Source organism: Vibrio sp. DNB22_10_4 (genome assembly GCF_052879755.1).
The window spans coordinates 1-16,840 of sequence record NZ_JBNNXW010000017.1 but is presented as its reverse complement, the minus strand read 5'-3'; the positions used below and the strand labels follow the sequence as shown (position 1 = coordinate 16,840).

The 16,840-nt window shown below is 46.5% G+C and carries 16 protein-coding genes; 13 read left to right on the top strand and 3 right to left on the bottom strand.

The window, feature by feature from the left end:
* The first annotated feature begins 135 nt into the window (after positions 1 to 135).
* The 5 genes from mpl to thiQ all read left to right on the top strand — a co-directional run bounded on the left by mpl (position 136) and on the right by thiQ (position 5,798).
* Positions 136 to 1,485, top strand: a complete 1,350-nt coding sequence (mpl, locus tag ACVA6Q_RS22090; protein WP_418641778.1) for a UDP-N-acetylmuramate:L-alanyl-gamma-D-glutamyl-meso-diaminopimelate ligase — start codon at positions 136 to 138, stop codon at positions 1,483 to 1,485.
* The gene (locus tag ACVA6Q_RS22085) at positions 1,485 to 2,105 is read left to right on the top strand and encodes a flavin prenyltransferase UbiX (RefSeq protein WP_353497247.1); all 621 of its coding nucleotides are present in this window, start codon (positions 1,485 to 1,487) and stop codon (positions 2,103 to 2,105) included. Before mpl ends, ACVA6Q_RS22085 begins: the two co-directional genes overlap by 1 nt.
* A 310-nt stretch (positions 2,106 to 2,415) precedes the next feature.
* On the top strand, positions 2,416 to 3,399 hold the full coding sequence (gene thiB, locus ACVA6Q_RS22080) for a thiamine ABC transporter substrate binding subunit (protein ID WP_446648966.1): 984 nt from the start codon (positions 2,416 to 2,418) through the stop codon (positions 3,397 to 3,399).
* A gap of 79 nt (positions 3,400 to 3,478) precedes the next feature.
* Positions 3,479 to 5,110, top strand: a complete 1,632-nt coding sequence (thiP, locus tag ACVA6Q_RS22075) for a thiamine/thiamine pyrophosphate ABC transporter permease (RefSeq protein WP_446648950.1) — start codon at positions 3,479 to 3,481, stop codon at positions 5,108 to 5,110.
* Complete coding sequence (gene thiQ, locus ACVA6Q_RS22070; protein WP_446648949.1) at positions 5,094 to 5,798, top strand: thiamine ABC transporter ATP-binding protein; 705 nt, start codon at positions 5,094 to 5,096, stop codon at positions 5,796 to 5,798. Before thiP ends, thiQ begins: the two co-directional genes overlap by 17 nt.
* 65 nt (positions 5,799 to 5,863) lie before the next feature.
* Here thiQ and yjgA read toward each other — a convergent pair whose 3' ends face one another.
* Positions 5,864 to 6,391: a ribosome biogenesis factor YjgA gene (gene yjgA, locus ACVA6Q_RS22065; RefSeq protein ID WP_353497244.1), complete on the bottom strand. Its 528-nt coding sequence runs from the start codon at positions 6,389 to 6,391 to the stop codon at positions 5,864 to 5,866.
* A gap of 117 nt (positions 6,392 to 6,508) precedes the next feature.
* Here yjgA and pmbA point away from each other — a divergent pair, with 117 nt between their 5' ends.
* Complete coding sequence (gene pmbA, locus ACVA6Q_RS22060; RefSeq protein WP_353497243.1) at positions 6,509 to 7,852, top strand: metalloprotease PmbA; 1,344 nt, start codon at positions 6,509 to 6,511, stop codon at positions 7,850 to 7,852.
* A gap of 75 nt (positions 7,853 to 7,927) precedes the next feature.
* On the opposite strand, the gene ACVA6Q_RS22055 is transcribed toward pmbA, so the two are convergent.
* Positions 7,928 to 8,389, bottom strand: a complete 462-nt coding sequence (locus ACVA6Q_RS22055) for a chemotaxis protein CheX (protein ID WP_112481216.1) — start codon at positions 8,387 to 8,389, stop codon at positions 7,928 to 7,930.
* A gap of 8 nt (positions 8,390 to 8,397) precedes the next feature.
* Positions 8,398 to 8,850, bottom strand: coding sequence for a zinc uptake transcriptional repressor Zur (zur, locus tag ACVA6Q_RS22050; protein ID WP_112460381.1), 453 nt, complete (start codon positions 8,848 to 8,850; stop codon positions 8,398 to 8,400).
* A gap of 580 nt (positions 8,851 to 9,430) precedes the next feature.
* Between zur and ACVA6Q_RS22045 the strand changes: the two genes are divergently transcribed.
* The 7 genes from ACVA6Q_RS22045 (at position 9,431) to ACVA6Q_RS22015 (ending at position 16,368) form a co-directional block, all read left to right on the top strand.
* Positions 9,431 to 9,874 carry a hypothetical protein gene (locus ACVA6Q_RS22045; protein ID WP_446648948.1) on the top strand — a complete coding sequence of 148 codons (444 nt, stop codon included), beginning with the start codon at positions 9,431 to 9,433 and terminating at the stop codon, positions 9,872 to 9,874.
* A gap of 252 nt (positions 9,875 to 10,126) precedes the next feature.
* Positions 10,127 to 11,128: a tRNA dihydrouridine(20/20a) synthase DusA gene (dusA, locus tag ACVA6Q_RS22040; RefSeq protein WP_446648947.1), complete on the top strand. Its 1,002-nt coding sequence runs from the start codon at positions 10,127 to 10,129 to the stop codon at positions 11,126 to 11,128.
* Between the two features lie 169 nt (positions 11,129 to 11,297).
* Positions 11,298 to 11,507: an envelope stress response protein PspG gene (locus ACVA6Q_RS22035; protein WP_353497219.1), complete on the top strand. Its 210-nt coding sequence runs from the start codon at positions 11,298 to 11,300 to the stop codon at positions 11,505 to 11,507.
* Positions 11,508 to 11,605: 98 nt separating this feature from the next.
* Complete coding sequence (locus tag ACVA6Q_RS22030) at positions 11,606 to 11,836, top strand: hypothetical protein (RefSeq protein WP_042478735.1); 231 nt, start codon at positions 11,606 to 11,608, stop codon at positions 11,834 to 11,836.
* Positions 11,837 to 11,934: 98 nt separating this feature from the next.
* The gene (locus ACVA6Q_RS22025; RefSeq protein WP_446648946.1) at positions 11,935 to 13,809 is read left to right on the top strand and encodes an assimilatory sulfite reductase (NADPH) flavoprotein subunit; all 1,875 of its coding nucleotides are present in this window, start codon (positions 11,935 to 11,937) and stop codon (positions 13,807 to 13,809) included.
* Complete coding sequence (cysI, locus tag ACVA6Q_RS22020; protein WP_353497217.1) at positions 13,809 to 15,542, top strand: assimilatory sulfite reductase (NADPH) hemoprotein subunit; 1,734 nt, start codon at positions 13,809 to 13,811, stop codon at positions 15,540 to 15,542. The genes ACVA6Q_RS22025 and cysI overlap by 1 nt, the downstream gene beginning before the upstream one ends.
* 49 nt (positions 15,543 to 15,591) lie before the next feature.
* Complete coding sequence (locus ACVA6Q_RS22015; RefSeq protein ID WP_446648965.1) at positions 15,592 to 16,368, top strand: phosphoadenylyl-sulfate reductase; 777 nt, start codon at positions 15,592 to 15,594, stop codon at positions 16,366 to 16,368.
* Positions 16,369 to 16,840 lie beyond the last annotated feature (472 nt).

The following is a 16,840-nucleotide window of genomic DNA, read 5'->3' as shown; positions in this document are numbered from 1 at the left end:
CAGAGTGGTAATTTGTATGATGAATGTCACATTTATTTGTCTAACCACTAACTTTCTCGCTTTTAACACACGCTTTGGGTATATATAGCGACAATGGCGTAAACTAAGACGCAACGGAATTTAAGAGAGCAAGTTATGCATATTCATATCCTTGGCATCTGCGGCACCTTTATGGGTGGCGCTGCTGTACTGGCCCAGCAACTTGGGCATCGAGTCACGGGCAGTGATGCAAACGTCTATCCACCAATGAGCACTCTATTGGAATCGGAAGGAATCGAAATCATCGAAGGTTTTGACCCTGCGCAGCTCAACCCAGCGCCCGATCTCGTAGTGATTGGCAATGCGATGAGTCGAGGTAATCCTTGTGTCGAATATGTCCTTAATCACAACCTTAAGTACACCTCTGGACCTCAATGGCTTCAGGAATTTCTTTTGCATGATCGCTGGGTATTGGCCGTGTCTGGAACGCACGGAAAAACTACGACTTCGAGTATGCTTAGCTGGATTTTAGAAGACTGCGGTTATACACCAGGCTTCTTGGTGGGCGGCGTTTTGGGCAACTTTGGACAATCGGCGAGGCTGGGTGAGTCGATGTTCTTTGTGGTCGAAGCGGATGAATACGACAGTGCCTTTTTCGATAAACGTTCTAAGTTTGTTCACTACCATCCTCGCACTTTGATCATGAATAACCTTGAGTTTGATCATGCGGATATTTTTGATGATCTTGAAGCGATCAAGAGGCAGTTCCATCATCTAGTACGCACGGTTCCGGGTAACGGAAGGATCATGACACCGAAAAGCGACAAAGCGCTCGGAGATGTTTTAGGTAGAGGCTGCTGGAGTGAAGTTGAACATACGGGTGCTGGTGCAGATTGGCACGCTAACAAACTGATTGCCGACGGCTCTCATTTTGAAGTGTTCTTGCATGGTGCGAAAGTGGGCGAGGTGAAATGGGATTTGGTGGGTGACCACAATGTCGATAATGCACTGATGGCGATTGCAGGTGCAAGACACGTAGGTGTTACGCCAGATTTAGCGTGTGAGGCACTGGGTAAGTTTATCAACACCAAGCGACGCCTCGAGTTAAAAGGCGAAGTGAATCAGGTGACGGTCTACGATGACTTTGCCCATCACCCAACGGCAATTGAACTGACGTTAGATGGTCTGCGTAACAAGGTCGGCGATAAACGTATTCTCGCGGTGTTGGAGCCGCGCAGTGCGACTATGAAACGTGGTGTGCACAAAGAGACGCTTGCCCAATCACTCACTAAAGCCGACCAAGTGTTCTTGTTTCAGCCAGACAGTATTGAATGGTCGGTACAAGACATTGCCGATGCGTGCAGCCAGCCCGCTCAAGTTGACAGCGACATTGATGCGTTGGTGGCTAAGATTGCAGCGCAGGCTGAGCCTGGCGATCAGATCTTGGTGATGAGTAACGGTGGCTTTGGTGGTATTCATCAGAAATTATTGGAGGCGTTAGCCTAATGAAATCGGCAGACAAAGCCATTACCCTTGCGTTTACTGGTGCCTCTGGGGCGCCTTACGGTATGCGCCTGCTCGAGTGTTTACTTGCTCAAGATTACACCGTGTATCTATTGATTTCGTCGGCAGCACGCGTGGTGCTTGCCACCGAGCATGATATTAAGCTGCCAAGCGGCCCAGATGCTGCCCACAAAGCTCTGACAGAGCATTTAAACTGCAAGCCAGAAAAGCTGATCGTGTGTGGTAAAGAAGATTGGTTCTCGCCCGTGGCTTCTGGTTCAGCTGCGCCGAAGCAGATGATAGTTTGTCCTTGTTCGGCGGGTAGCGTAGCAGCGATTGCTCACGGCATGTCAGATAACCTAATAGAGCGTGCCGCTGATGTAGTGATCAAAGAGAAAGGGCAACTGCTGTTGGTGGTGCGTGAAACGCCGTTCTCAACCATCCACCTTGAGAACATGCACAAGCTCTCCCAAATGGGGGTCACCATTATGCCTGCAGCGCCTGGCTTTTATCATCAGCCCAAATCTATTGAAGATTTGGTGGACTTTATCGTGGCTAGGGTGCTCGATCATATGGGGCTGGAACAAAACTTGGTGCCGCGTTGGGGCTACGATCAGCGATAGATCGACGTTAGCTAACGAATATTAAGGATAGATTTGGCGAATCTGTGACGAAAAGGTTACAATTCGCCCTCAAAGGTTGTAACTCACGGGGTGCACTAGCAGTGGTGCTGAGAGAAGGTCAAGCCTGATACCCGCGTACGTTAAGTAACAGCCCTGATCCAGATAATGCTGGCGTAGGGATGAGGCTCCTTTGCTATTAATCGGCTAAGTAGACACTCTAGCTCCAATTTATTGGATGCACTCCCACATCGCGCGTTTTCTCTGGGTCTCAAAACAATAACTAAGGACAGAACCAGTGAAAAACCACTCAATCAGCAAAATCGCGTTAGCGACAGCACTTTTTTCAACTCCACTCATGGCATCGGCACAATCGCTGACCGTTTATACCTACAGCTCATTTGCATCCGATTGGGGACCAGGCCCTGCGATTGAAAAAGCATTCGAAGCCCAATGTGGTTGCGATCTCAACTATGTAGCGCTTGATGATGGCGTGTCTATCCTCAACCGACTTCGCTTGGAAGGCAGCAGCACTCAAGCAGATGTCGTGCTTGGTCTTGATAACAACCTAATGAGCGAGGCGAAAAAATCGGGGCTGCTTGCTAACCACGGTGCTGATCTGTCATCGGTAGTATTGCCGAATGGTTGGAGTGATGAGGTATTCGTCCCATTTGATTACGGCTACTTTGCCTTCGTGTACAACAAAGAGAAGGTAAAGAACCCACCTAAAAGCCTTAAAGAGTTGGTTGAACAGCGTGATGACCTTAAAGTGATTTACCAAGACCCACGCACGTCGACACCAGGCCAAGGCTTACTGCTGTGGATGAAGTCTGTGTATGGGGATGATTCAAGCGCTGCATGGCAGCAACTGTCGAAGAAAACCGTCACTGTGACTAAGGGGTGGTCTGAAGCGTATTCGATGTTCTTAGAAGGGGAGTCGGATCTCGTGCTGTCTTACACGACATCTCCGGCTTACCACATTATTGCAGAGCAAGACCAACGTTTCGCAGCGGCTGATTTTGCAGAAGGTCACTACACTCAAGTAGAAGTTGCTGCCAAGGTGGCAGGAAGCAGCAACCAGAAACTTGCCGATGAGTTTATGCAGTTTATTGTCTCTGATAGCTTTCAATCCAACATACCTACGGGTAACTGGATGTACCCAGTGGTGGATAGCAACTTACCCGCTGGGTTTGAGAGCCTAACCATTCCCGCCAAGGCGTTGTCTTTCTCTCCTGACGAAGTGGCGAATAATCGCAAGGCGTGGATCCGTGAATGGCAATCTGCGTTGATTAAGTAACGCTGTCTATTCGGCGGTACGTTATTCTTACTAGAGAATAACGTACCGTTGGAAATCTTGTTCTTCCCTAGAGGTCACTGTGATTCGAATTCCCAAAGCCGGCTTAGTGGTTGCGCTGCTCATTGGCCTATATGTCGTTGCGTCCTTGTGGACACTGCTTTCCTATTCTTCCATTGATGATATTAGTCTGCTGTTTAGAGATCCTTATTATCAGCACGTGGCCAAATTCAGTTTCTGGCAAGCTAGCCTCTCGACGCTGTTAAGTGTTGGACTTGCTGTCCCCGTGGCTCATGCGCTTTCGCGTCGCCATTTCTGGGGGCGAGAGTGGCTACTCAAGCTGTTTGCCACAACCTTGGTCATGCCTGTGCTTGTTGGCGTGTTTGGCATTGTGGCTATCTATGGTAACCAAGGAGTGATTGCCAAATGGTTCGCTGGTGGCTCTGCGCTTTTTTCCATCTATGGGCTCAATGGTATTTTGCTCGCTCACGTGTTCTTCAATCTGCCTTTTGCTACTCGGCTATTGTTGGTAACGATAGAGGGCGTGCCAGAGGAGCAGCGAAAGTTGGCACTTCATCTTGGCATGAACAGTTGGCAATGCTTTCGGTTAGTGGAATGGCCAAGGCTAAAGTCGCATCTTCCTCACGTTATTGGTTTGGTGTTTATGCTTTGCTTTACTAGCTTTGCAACTGTCATGGCACTTGGGGGCGGACCACAAGCGACCACCATCGAGCTGGCTATCTATCAAGCGATTAAGTTCGACTTTGATTTGCCCACTGGCGCGGTGCTAGCACTTTGGCAAATGGTAATCTGTGCCGTTTTGGTGATGTTTGTTGGACGATTTAGTAAACCCGTTTCCGGTAAGAGTAATTTTCACGCGACGTCTAGCTTGCAACCCAAAGATACGGTGTTTAAAAAGGGCTGGGATAGCATTTGGATCATGGCAACCCTAATGCTCGTGATACCTCCGATTCTGGCTATTTTGCTCAGTGGTTTGAACTCGAAATTGTTTGACGTATTTACCGATTCGCGCTTTTGGAGTGCTATGGGTACTTCGCTGCAAGTGGCGGCATTAGCAGGGAGTATTGCTCTGCTGGTGGGCGTTGTCTTGCTATCAACAACGCGGGTTTTTAGGCTTAAGTCCCAAGCTCGACGAGCGGACAGCCTTGAGCTTGTGGGAACCGTTATTCTGGTGACACCAGCGTTAGTCCTTAGTACTGCTACTTTCTTGATGCTGCGAGGCATGACAAATGTGTTCAGCCTAGCGTTTGGCATTGTCGTGTTGGTCAATGCCCTAATGGCGCTGCCCTATGTGATTAAGACCTTGAATCAGCCGATGCAGCGCCTTGCTAGTCAATACTATCCGCTATGGCAAAGTCTCGGAATGCACGGACTGCGCCGATTTTGGTTGATGGAATGGCGCGCTATTCGAGCACCGATACTGCATGCATTTTCGATAAGCTTCATTTTGTCTATGGGTGACCTTACCGTGATTGCCCTATTCGGTAGTCAAGATTTTAATACCCTGCCACTGTATCTTTATCAGCTTATGGGCAGCTATCAGCTCGAATCGGCTGCCGTAGTATCCTTGGTGCTGTTTGCATTGAGTATCGGTATTTTTTCACTGACCGATACACTGAATAGAACGTCTAGAAAAGCTAGCTCAACCAAAAAACACTTTCAGGAAGGCTCTCGTCATGTTGCACCTAAATAACGTCGCCTATCGCTACCATAGTGATTGGTTCCACTTTGAACTTGAAGTAAGCCAAGGCGACATCGTCTCGTTGATTGGTCCAAGTGGTGCGGGAAAATCGACATTGTTGGCACTAGTATCTGGCTTTTGTCAGCCTGAATCCGGGGCAATTCAAGTAGAGGGGAAGGACATCGATAGGCTTGAGCCTCATCAAAGGCCGTTGTCGATGCTATTTCAGGAGCACAATCTTTTTGATCACCTATCAGTGTTTGACAACATTGGCTTAGGACTAAGTCCCGCTCTTAAACTCAATGAAGCTGACAGAAAGACAGTGCGTAATGCAGCAGACAAAGTCGGGCTCGGAGAGATGTTAACGCGACTCCCTTCAGAGCTATCAGGTGGTCAAAAACAGCGGGTGGCGCTTGCGCGTTGCTTTGTACAGCCTCATCCTATATGGCTACTTGATGAGCCTTTTTCTGCCCTTGATCCTATTCTTCGTAAAGAAATGCTGAGTGTGGTGAAACAGCTAGCGAGCGAGAAACAAGTCACCGTGATCATGGTAACGCACCACTTAAGTGATGCACGCGCCATAGCGAATCGCTTTGCCTATTTGGCGAATGGCTGCATTGAAGCGCAAGGGGACATTGGTGAGCTGACGGATGTGCATCCGAATGCGGCATTGGCTGAGTTTGTCCAGGCGGCGCACTAGCGCCCATAAATAAAAAGGCAACTGACTGCTCAGTTGCCTTTCGTGATACTCAGTCGAGAATAGTCTTAAAACTCTTGCTCTTCTTCGTGCTTAAGCATTTGGAAGATTTCACGGAATGCTTTTGCAGGCTTCCCGGCTTGCTTCTCTTTGTTTGCTTGGCGAGCAAGCTGGCGCAGGCGCTGACGATCTAGCTCAGGATAAAGTGCTATTGCTGCTGCAATCGCCTCATCACCTTCAGCAATGATACGGTCGCGCAATTGCTCAAGCTTATGTAGAGCTGCAGTAGATTGTGAATGCTTGTTGCGTACACGATCGAGCGCCGCTTGAATCGGCTCAGGATCTTCGGTACGCATCAGCTTACCAATGTATTGCAACTGACGACGCCTAGCTTCATTTTTAAAGCGCTGCGCATCTGCGATCGCTTCTCTCAGATCTTCGCTAAGTGGGAATTTATCCAACACAGCAGGTTTTAGCTCAACGAGCTCTTCACCGAGCTTTTGCAACTCTTCCATGTCGTTCTTCATTTCGGTTCTACTTACCCAAATGATCTCTTCTTCCTCTTCCCAAGGCGCTTTCTGATTTTTGCGTGCCATGATGTCTGCCTATATCACTATCTCATTACGAATATCCGCTATTTTAGCAAGAAATCTGGGGAGAATGCGAAAACCTTGTTATTCTAGACTCAGTTATTAGCAAAGAATTAGATAAATATGGACGTAAGAGAGCAAGTTGCTCAGCAAAAAGCTGAGCTAGAAGCGGCAGTTGCGAAAGCATTGGACATGGCTTCGGTAAGTGCAGATGCGGCCGAGGTTGCGATCACCAAAAGCACGGGGCTTAGCGTATCGACGCGTATGTGCGAGGTGGAAAACGTTGAGTTCAATAGTGACGGTGCTTTAGGTATTACAGTTTACCGTGGACAGAAAAAAGGCAGCGCCTCAACTTCTGACCTGAGCGAAAAAGCGATTGCTCAAACGGTAGCAGCTGCGCTGGATATTGCTCAATACACGTCAGAAGATCCATACGCAGGTCCTGCGCCAAAAGAGCTTATGGTGACTGATATTCCAGACCTTGATCTCTTCCACCCTGATGAGCCAAACCCCGATATGGCGGCGCAAAAAGCCATTGCTGCTGAAAAGGCAGCGCTGGAGTACAGTGACAAAATCAAACAAAGTGATGGCGCGAGCTACGATAGTCATTATGGCGTAAAGGTTTATGGTAACTCTCACGGCCTGCTAGCGGGTTACGCATCAAGCCGCCACAGTATTAGCTGCAGCGTGATCGGCCAAGGCCAAAACGGTGACATGGAGCGAGACTATAGCTATACACTCGCTCGCCATCGTGACGATCTTTGGACACCAGAGTCTGTAGGTGAGCAAGCAGCGAAGAAAACGATTGAGCGTCTTGACGCACGAAAGATCAAAACTGGTCAATACCCAGTGCTGTTTGCCAACGATGTTGCGACTGGATTGATAGGTCACCTCGTGATGGGTATCAGTGGTGGTAACCTGTATCGCAAGTCTTCATTCCTATTGGACAAACTGGGCGAGCAAATCTTGCCAGATTGGTTCTCGATACAAGAAAAGCCTCACGTGCTACGCGGACTGGCATCAAGCCCGTTTGACAATGAAGGTGTTGTTACGCGCGACATGGACATCATCACCGACGGTAAACTGGCGACCTACCTTCTAACCAGCTATGCGGCGCGTAAAATGAACATGACGCCAACTGGTCATGCTGGCGGCATCCACAACTGGTACGTAAAATCGACAGGCCAAGACTTTGACGCCATGCTCAAGCAGCTTGGAACTGGTCTATTGGTGACTGAAGTGATGGGGCAGGGCGTGAATATCGTAACTGGCGACTACTCGCGCGGCGCAGCAGGTTTTTGGGTTGAGAACGGTGAAATCCAATTCCCTGTATCTGAAATTACGGTTGCAGGCAATTTGGCACAAATGTTCCAACAAATTGTTGCTGTAGGTAATGATGTAGAGACACGTTCACAAATCCAAACTGGCTCGATTTTGCTGGAGTCGATGAAGGTGGCGGGGGAATAACCCTCAAGGCATTACCAAAGATAGTAAAAGGGCGTCATAATCATGACGCCCTTTTTGCATTTTAGCGATATGTGTTTATTCAAAACAAATTTCAATAAACGCATTACCCCAGTCTGAGGTAAATGGCATGATGATGATCGCGCCATCGCATTTGTGTCGGATGGTGTGGCCTTTACCTGATACCACAACCGGTGTTGCCATATCAAAATCAAAGCCGTTTTCTGCCAAGATACGTTTCGCTCCGCCCGTCACCATGTTGGTGATCTCACCCACCATATCGGTCACTTCTTCATTCAACCCATGTGGTTTTTCACCCAGCATGTTCTGCATGATTTCAAGGGCAAGCCCTTCCTCAAACGTAATCGACATTGAACCACGGGTTTGTGTGCCTACCATACCGATGAGGCCAGACACATCGCCTCGAGCGATCTCGTCTTTTTTAATTCTTGGCTTAAGTGGCTTGATCTCCATTGAAGCCATCGTTTTTAGCACATTCATCAATGAGGCTAAAAACGGATTTACAAATTCAGCGCGCATAACTTCTTCTATTTGTTCGATTCTTCCAATGATGAACACGTCTGACATGTGCCATGAGTTTCTATGACGTGATTTGAAAACTGGAAGCCATGTTTTTCAACGTTGCTATTAAGCAAGGCTATCAGAATATCATCTTGTAGTTCAACGACATTACCGCACTTGTCACAAATCAGCAGATGCGAGTAGTGCTTATGCTCACCAAATGAACAACAAGAGACAAAACTGTTAGTCGATTCAACGCGATGGATAAATCCTTGCTCTAAAAGAAAGTCCAGTGCTCGGTATACCGTTGGTGGCTTTGCCTGCGGTTCAGTGACCTTGAGTTGGTCAAGGAGTTCATAGGCACTTGAGGCCTTATTACTGTCACAAATCAGCTCATACACACGCTTACGCTGAGGCGTTAAACGAACCCCTCGCGCCGAGCACGTTTCTTCTAGTTGTTTGATTAGCTTCTGATCCACATGTCCACCTATGTTTGCGAATTCTGTTCATTTTATACTAATTCCTTCGGTAGGTCGTTAGTCTCGATTATAGAATTGTTGGCAGCGTATCTAGTTGTATGTTGCAAAGCCGAGTTGACGACATAAGAGCAGCCACAGTTCACAATTCTAGAGTGTGGTTTGAGTGAGATTTTTACGACCGGCTTCAACTTAAATCAGTCTTTTTTCGGTGCGATGACCAGCATAATAATATGGCACTGGAAAAAGGAGGCGGTATGTTGAGAGTGGGATATTGTGAAGTTAATGACCTGCAACTTAGTCCATCAAGCAAAACGGCAGTATCACAAGTTCACGATATTATTAATCGGGGGGGAATGTTGGGCTTTGCGATTGCTTCAACACCGCTCTATCAGATTTTTTAGTCCAAGTGTGACAGGGAAGCCGGTTGAAACCATGATTACAATTCGTGAATACGATTGGGAGATCTTTGGCGAGGCGATGTCGAGTGTTTCTAAAATTTCAAAAGACAGGGTTTTGCAAATAGCAGAACCTCTTACATGGACAACAAGTGGGTCGGAACAAAAGTTTTGGAGGTGTATAAGTGAAGCTGCACTTTAGTAGGATTCTGCTTCTTCTACCACTCTCGGCGTGCGCCGCTGAAACAACTTCAGACCGCTTTGATTTATTGGTCGAGTGGAACAATAGACACTCGGAGTGCTTTGACATCCGAAGCCGCAATGCTGAAACGTTTCCAATAACACCTTGGTTTGAATCTTTGACTAAAGATGATAAGAAACGAGTCGTTTTGTATTTGTCTGAGCTCAAGATGTACCAATGTACATTAGGGGAGACAAGTAAGATAAAGCAGAGATACTCGGAACAAGACGTTCAAGAGTTGAAAAAGATGTTTGGTTCTGCGCTTAGGCTTGATGAACCCGACAAAAACGACATTGAAGATTTGGACTACCGACAAATTGAGCTAATCAGCGAGCAGATCTCTGTCTTCAGTGTTTTGGTTGTCGCTGAACAATTGAATGTCTTATAGAGTCCGATACGTCAGTTAACAATAGAGAGCAGTGCTTTTTTTCTGAATGTTTTCGAATCTCTGTGTATAATCTCCGACCTATTTTTGAAGACGACGTCTACAATGAAGCGTTTTGACGCTTTTTAGTATACGTTGCACTGCTGAATGATGTCATTTGTCTTGCTTCTTCCACATGATTATGGAGGGGACATTTGGGGGCAATTCTAGCAAGTTCATGTATATATACAGCATCAAGATTTCGAGTAACACCATATGAAGCCTGAAGAAACTAGTAAATACACTGCGAACCGCTTATCTGTTGCACCGATGCTCGATTGGACAGACAGACATTGCCGTTATTTCCATCGTCTACTGTCATCACAAACTTTGCTGTACACCGAGATGGTAACAACTGGTGCGATCATTCACGGTAAAGGTGATTTTCTAGCGTACAACGAAGCAGAGCACCCTGTGGCACTGCAGCTAGGTGGTTCAAATCCTGCTGATTTGGCAACCTGTGCAAAGCTTGCAGCTGAGCGTGGCTATGATGAAGTAAACCTAAACGTGGGATGCCCATCAGATCGCGTACAGAATGGCCGCTTTGGTGCATGCTTGATGGCTGAACCAGATTTAGTGGCTGAGTGCGTGGCAGCGATGCGTGAAGTGGTTGATATTCCAGTGACGGTAAAAACCCGTATTGGTATCGACGATCACGACTCGTATGAGTTTTTGACTAAGTTTGTATCTACGGTTTCTGAGAAAGGCGGCGTGGATCAGTTTACCATTCACGCACGTAAAGCTTGGCTTAGTGGCTTAAGCCCTAAAGAGAACCGAGAGATCCCACCATTGGATTACCCTCGCGCATACCAAATTAAGAAAGACTTTCCACACTTGAATGTGGCAGTGAACGGCGGCGTAAAAACTCTAGAAGAATCTCTAGAGCACCTGCAGCATCTTGATGGCGTGATGATCGGTCGTGAGGCGTATCAGAACCCATACATCCTTGCGCAGGTTGACCAGCTTATCTTTGGCTTGGACACTCCAGTGAAAAAGCGTAAGCAAGTCGTTGAAGAGATGTACCCGTACATTGAGCGTCAGCTTTCTAACGGCTCGTACCTTGGTCATATCTCGCGTCATATGATTGGCTTGTTCCAAGCAATGCCAGGCGCTCGCCAGTGGCGTCGTTACATCAGTGAAAATGCACATAAGAAAGGTGCAGGCATTGAAGTGCTTGAAACAGCACTAGCAAAAATCCCATCTGAATTGGATGTGTAATTTACCAATCATTTGGCGATAAATACCAACTCCGACTATGCGAAAGCGTGTCGGAGTTTTTGTTTTTGGCTATGTCTATGATTTTTAAGGTTTATGAAAGTTGGAACGTTTCCTGCAATCCATTTAAGTAATTCAAAAGACTTAAACTAGCAACGAAATGGGAGAGGTTATGTTTGAACTAATTTTCGTTTTGGTATTCCTTGCAACTCTAGTAATGACTGGCGTTACGTTTGTCACTGTGACAATGGCGATTGTGGTGTCGTTTGCGGTAATGTTTCTATTGGGCATGGTCGGGGTTGTGTTCAATCTCTTGCCTTACATTATCGCGTTCCTTATAGCGATTTGGATCTATAAAAAGGTAATGGCGCCCACAAATTAACAAACTGATCACAAATAACCCTACAGGGATAAGCACAATTGCTATAGTTATCTATATGACCAAGGGCGTCGGTCATTATAGGATTTCTGGAGGGAGCCATGACAATTACGGAATTGAAGTATTTATTCCATCAAGATTTACTGGCAGAAGCGATCATTGAACCCGCCGAATCTGAAGGCGGTTGGATCGTTGAGTTTCGCCACAAACAAGGCGGTTTCGTTATGTTGACGGATATTCATGGCGCAGAGTGTCAGTACAATGATCTCGACAAGGCGTCTAAGTCAGCGCTGGCCGTCGGCTTCACTGAGGTTCGTATTGAGGCTAAATAGTCTCCCTTCCAAACGAACCTCTTCTTCCAAAAAGTTATAAAACATTCATATCTATTCTTTCTTGTTATTAAGGTGGTTGGTTAATCTATCGTCACGCAATGATTAGGGATGTCGTGACAATGTCTTCAAACGTAAAACAGTCGCCGAATGGTAATAACAATTCTCAAGAATTACCAAGCCTAGCTGCTCCACTTAACGATCTGCAGCTATCACAACTACAACAAGCATCAACGAACCTATCTTCAAACCAGCTTGCATGGGTAAGCGGGTATTTTTGGGGATTGAGTCAGGCGGGTGCACCTTCAACGCTGACTCCAGTTGCTAGCGCAGTGAATACAGCTGCGGCTGCTGTACCTGCAGGTAAGCTGACCATTATCTTTGCCTCTCAAACGGGCAACGCCAAAGGGGTTGCTGAGGAACTAAAAGAAGAAGCTTCTGCGCTTGGTATCGATGTTGAGCTATTTGATGCCAGTGACTACAAAGGTAAAAACCTAGCGAAAGAGACACACGTCATCGTTGTTGCCTCTACAAACGGAGAAGGCGAAGCGCCTGATAACGCGATAGAACTACATGAGTTCCTTCAATCTAAGAAAGCGCCAAAACTTCCGAACCTTAAGTATGGTGTTATTGGCTTAGGCGACTCTAGCTATGAGTTCTTCTGCCAAACGGGTAAAGATTTTGATGAATACTTAGACAAGTTAGGTGCCACCTCATTTATTGATCGTATCGACTGCGACGTTGATTACGACGCGCCAGCGGGTGAGTGGCGAGCGAAAGCGCTAGAGGTCATCAAAGAGGATCTTGCCTCTCAACCGGCAGATGTTGTGACACTGCCTGTTGCAACTGCAGCCGCTACGGTTAACTACACCAAGAAAAATCCATATACCGCCACATTACTGACTAGCCAAAAGATCACGGGTCGTGATTCTGGCAAAGATGTTCGTCATATCGAGATTGATCTTGAAGGCTCAGGCATCACTTACAAGCCGGGCGACGCGCTGGGTGTGTGGTTCGAGAACAGCAGTGAGTTGGTGGATGTACTTCTTGCTCAAGTCGGTTTATCAGGCATTGAAAGTGTGGATGTGGATGGGGAGAGCTTATCTTTGCGCTCTGCGCTGATTAAGCACTATGAGATCACTTCGGCAAATCCTCAGCAAGTCGCGCAATACGCGGAGATTTCAGGCAGCAAGAAGCTTGAGAAGCTAGCGGCTGATAAAGACAGACTTCGCGAGTATGCTTCGAATACTCAAGTGATTGATGTCTTTAAAGAGAAGAAAGCAAAACTAGAGGCCGAGCAATTACTGGGTCTACTACGCCGTTTAACCCCACGTCTCTATTCCATTGCATCAAGCCAAGAAGAAGTGGATGAAGAAGTTCATCTGACGGTTGGGCTTGTTGAGTATCAAGCAGGTGAAGAAAGCCGATTTGGCGGCGCGTCTTACTTCCTATCGCGTGGATTGGAAGAAGGTGGTGAAGTCAAAGTATTCGTTGAGCACAACAATAACTTCAAGCTACCAGAAAATGGTGACACGCCAGTGATTATGGTGGGACCTGGTACGGGTATTGCGCCATTTAGAAGCTTCATACAAGAGCGTGACAACCAAGGTGACAGCGGTAAGAACTGGTTGTTCTTTGGTGACCGCACTTTCACTCAAGATTTCCTATATCAAGTGGAATGGCAAAAGTATCTGAAGTCAGGTGTGCTAAACCGATTGGATGTGGCCTTTAGCCGTGACCAGCACGAAAAAGTATATGTTCAGCATCGATTGCTAGAACAAGGTGAGCAGGTATGGCAATGGCTACAGGAAGGTGCCCACATTTATGTATGTGGCGACGCCAACCATATGGCTAAAGATGTTCACAATGCCCTGATTGAGATCGTTAAGGTGCATGGTGGAAAAGAAGCTGACCAGGCAGAAGAATTTGTCAACGAACTAAGAAAAGCAAAACGTTATCAGAAGGATGTGTACTAATGAGCAAGCAATCAGCCACTATTCAAGAAGTGTTGGGTGAAGAGTTGGGGCCGTTGTCTGATAACGAGCGTCTAAAAGGGCAGAGTAACCTACTGCGCGGAACCATTGAGAACGATCTACAAGATCGCATCACCGGTGGATTTACCGCTGACAACTTCCAGCTTATTCGTTTCCACGGTATGTATCAGCAAGATGACCGTGATATTCGTAACGAGCGAGCTAAGCAAAAGCTAGAACCTCTGCATAACGTGATGCTTCGCGCACGTATGCCGGGCGGTATTATCACGCCTAAGCAATGGTTAGCTATCGACAAGTTTGCGACTGACCATTCTCTTTATGGAAGTATTCGTTTAACGACTCGTCAAACATTTCAGTTTCACGGTGTGCTTAAGCCAAACATCAAGCTAATGCACCAAACGCTGAACTCTATCGGTATTGATTCTATTGCGACAGCCGGTGACGTGAACCGTAACGTGCTATGTACGACCAACCCTGTGGAATCCGAGCTACATCAAGAAGCCTATGAGTGGGCGAAAAAGATCAGTGAGCATTTGCTGCCGAAAACCAAAGCGTATGCAGAGATTTGGCTTGATGGTGAGAAAGTAGAAAGCACAGACGAAGACGAACCTATTCTGGGTAAAAACTACTTACCACGTAAGTTCAAAACGACAGTCGTGATCCCACCACAAAATGATGTGGACGTGCACGCCAATGATCTGAACTTCGTCGCTATTGCTGATAACGGCAAGCTGGTGGGCTTCAACGTTCTTGTTGGTGGTGGTCTTGCCATGACTCACGGTGACACCTCGACATATCCAAGACGTGCCGATGACTTTGGTTTTGTTCCTCTAGAAAAAACGCTTGATGTAGCTGCAGCGGTTGTAACGACTCAGCGTGACTGGGGTAACCGTTCAAATCGTAAGAACGCCAAAACTAAGTACACACTTGACCGTGTTGGTATTGATGTATTTAAAGCAGAAGTTGAAAAACGTGCAGGGATTAGCTTCGAGCAAAGCCGCCCATACGAGTTTACTGAGCGTGGCGACAGAATTGGTTGGGTTGAGGGTATCGATGGTAAATACCATTTAGCACTATTCATTGAGAATGGCCGACTGCTCGATTTCCCAGGTAAGCCTCTTAAAACTGGTGTAGCTGAGATCGCTAAGATTCACAAAGGCGACTTTAGGATGACGGCGAACCAAAATCTGATTGTCGCTAAGGTATCTAAGTCAAACAAAGCCAAGATTGAGAAGATCGCTCGTGAACATGGTCTGATGGACGATGCGGTATCTGAGCAGCGCAAAAACTCTATGGCGTGTGTGGCTTTCCCAACTTGTCCTCTTGCCATGGCAGAAGCGGAACGTTTCCTACCAAGCTTTGTTACTGATGTAGAGAGCATTCTGGATAAACACCAGATCCCAAGTGATGAGAGCATCATCTTGAGGATCACCGGTTGTCCAAATGGTTGTGGTCGAGCGATGCTGGCTGAAATTGGTTTAGTTGGTAAAGCGCCTGGTCGATACAACCTGCACTTAGGTGGCAACAAAGCAGGTACTCGTGTACCTAAGATGTATAAAGAGAACATTACGGATGCGCAAATCCTAGAAGAGATTGATGCTTTGGTAGGTCAATGGGCGGAGCAACGTAATGAAGGTGAAGCATTTGGTGATTTCGTTATCCGCGCTGGGATTATAGAAGAAGTCAAAGTATCGAAAAGGGACTTCTATGCCTAGAGACGTTATTTCCCAGAAAAAAGCAGTTAAACAAGGCTCAGTTAGCGAAATCGTGCAAGGCCAGTCAAAAGCGCTAGAGCTTCAGGAGCTGTTGTCACTGACTAAAACCGAGCAGATTCTAAAGTTAGCTGAGCTAAACGGTCAGCTTGAGCTATTGACTGCGAAGCAGAGAGTTGAGTGGGCACTAGAGAATTTGCCTAGTGGCTATATCCTAAGCTCAAGCTTTGGCGTTCAAGCGGCGGTTATGCTTCACCTAGTAACAAGCGTAAAAGCGGACGTTCCGGTAGTGCTCACGGATACTGGTTATCTATTTCCAGAGACCTATCAGTTTATAGATCAGCTTCAGAAGCAATTAGATCTGAATCTACACATCTATAAAGCGAACATCTCACCAGCTTGGCAAGAGGCTCGCTACGGTAAGTTGTGGGAAAATGGGCTTGATGGACTTAAGCAATATAATCAGCTTAATAAAGTAGAACCAATGAAAAGGGCACTCGAAGAGTTGGATGTTCGCACTTGGTTTTCTGGCTTGAGACGTGAGCAGTCAGAGAGTCGAGCCAACTTACCAGTACTTGCGATTCAAAATGGCCGCTTTAAGTTCTTACCGATAATCGATTGGAGTAACGAGCAAGTAGATAGCTATATAGAAGAGCATGGCTTGAGTTACCACCCCCTTAAAGAAGCCGGGTACCTATCTTTGGGTGACACTCACTCTACAGTGAAGTGGGAACCAGGTATGAAAGAAGAGGAAACACGCTTTAACGGTTTAAAACGAGAGTGTGGTTTGCATGAAGACGACGGTGAGACAGACGGTTCTGGTATTTAACCTTTGCTCACATTATTAAAAAAGGAGGGCTGAGCCCTCCTTTTTTAATAACTCTGTGGATAAGTTGTGCTCACAAGTAGGATAAAGTTGAATAAATACGCCTTTGGATGAAAAAGACACGGTTAAGCGTTATTTTTGTATTTTTTCTAAAAAAAGGCTTGCTAATGTGATGAGGCTCTCTATAATGCGATTCCACTGACACGGCAGAGCCCACAAGGGTTCGAGGCGATAGTCAGTAAGGCATTCAGCTTACAAGATGGTCTTCTAGTTAGATTTGAAAAAATCAAAAAAATTAGAAAAAAGTGTTTGACACTGAGAATCATCTCGTTAGAATAGCCGCCTCTTCAAACGGAAAGCGAAACGCAGAGTTTTGAAGAGAATGTTCTTTAAAAATTTAAACCTATCAATCTGTGTGGGCACTCGTTGATGATAATCAAATTAGATACCTCGGTATCAAATTAGGTTTTCAATG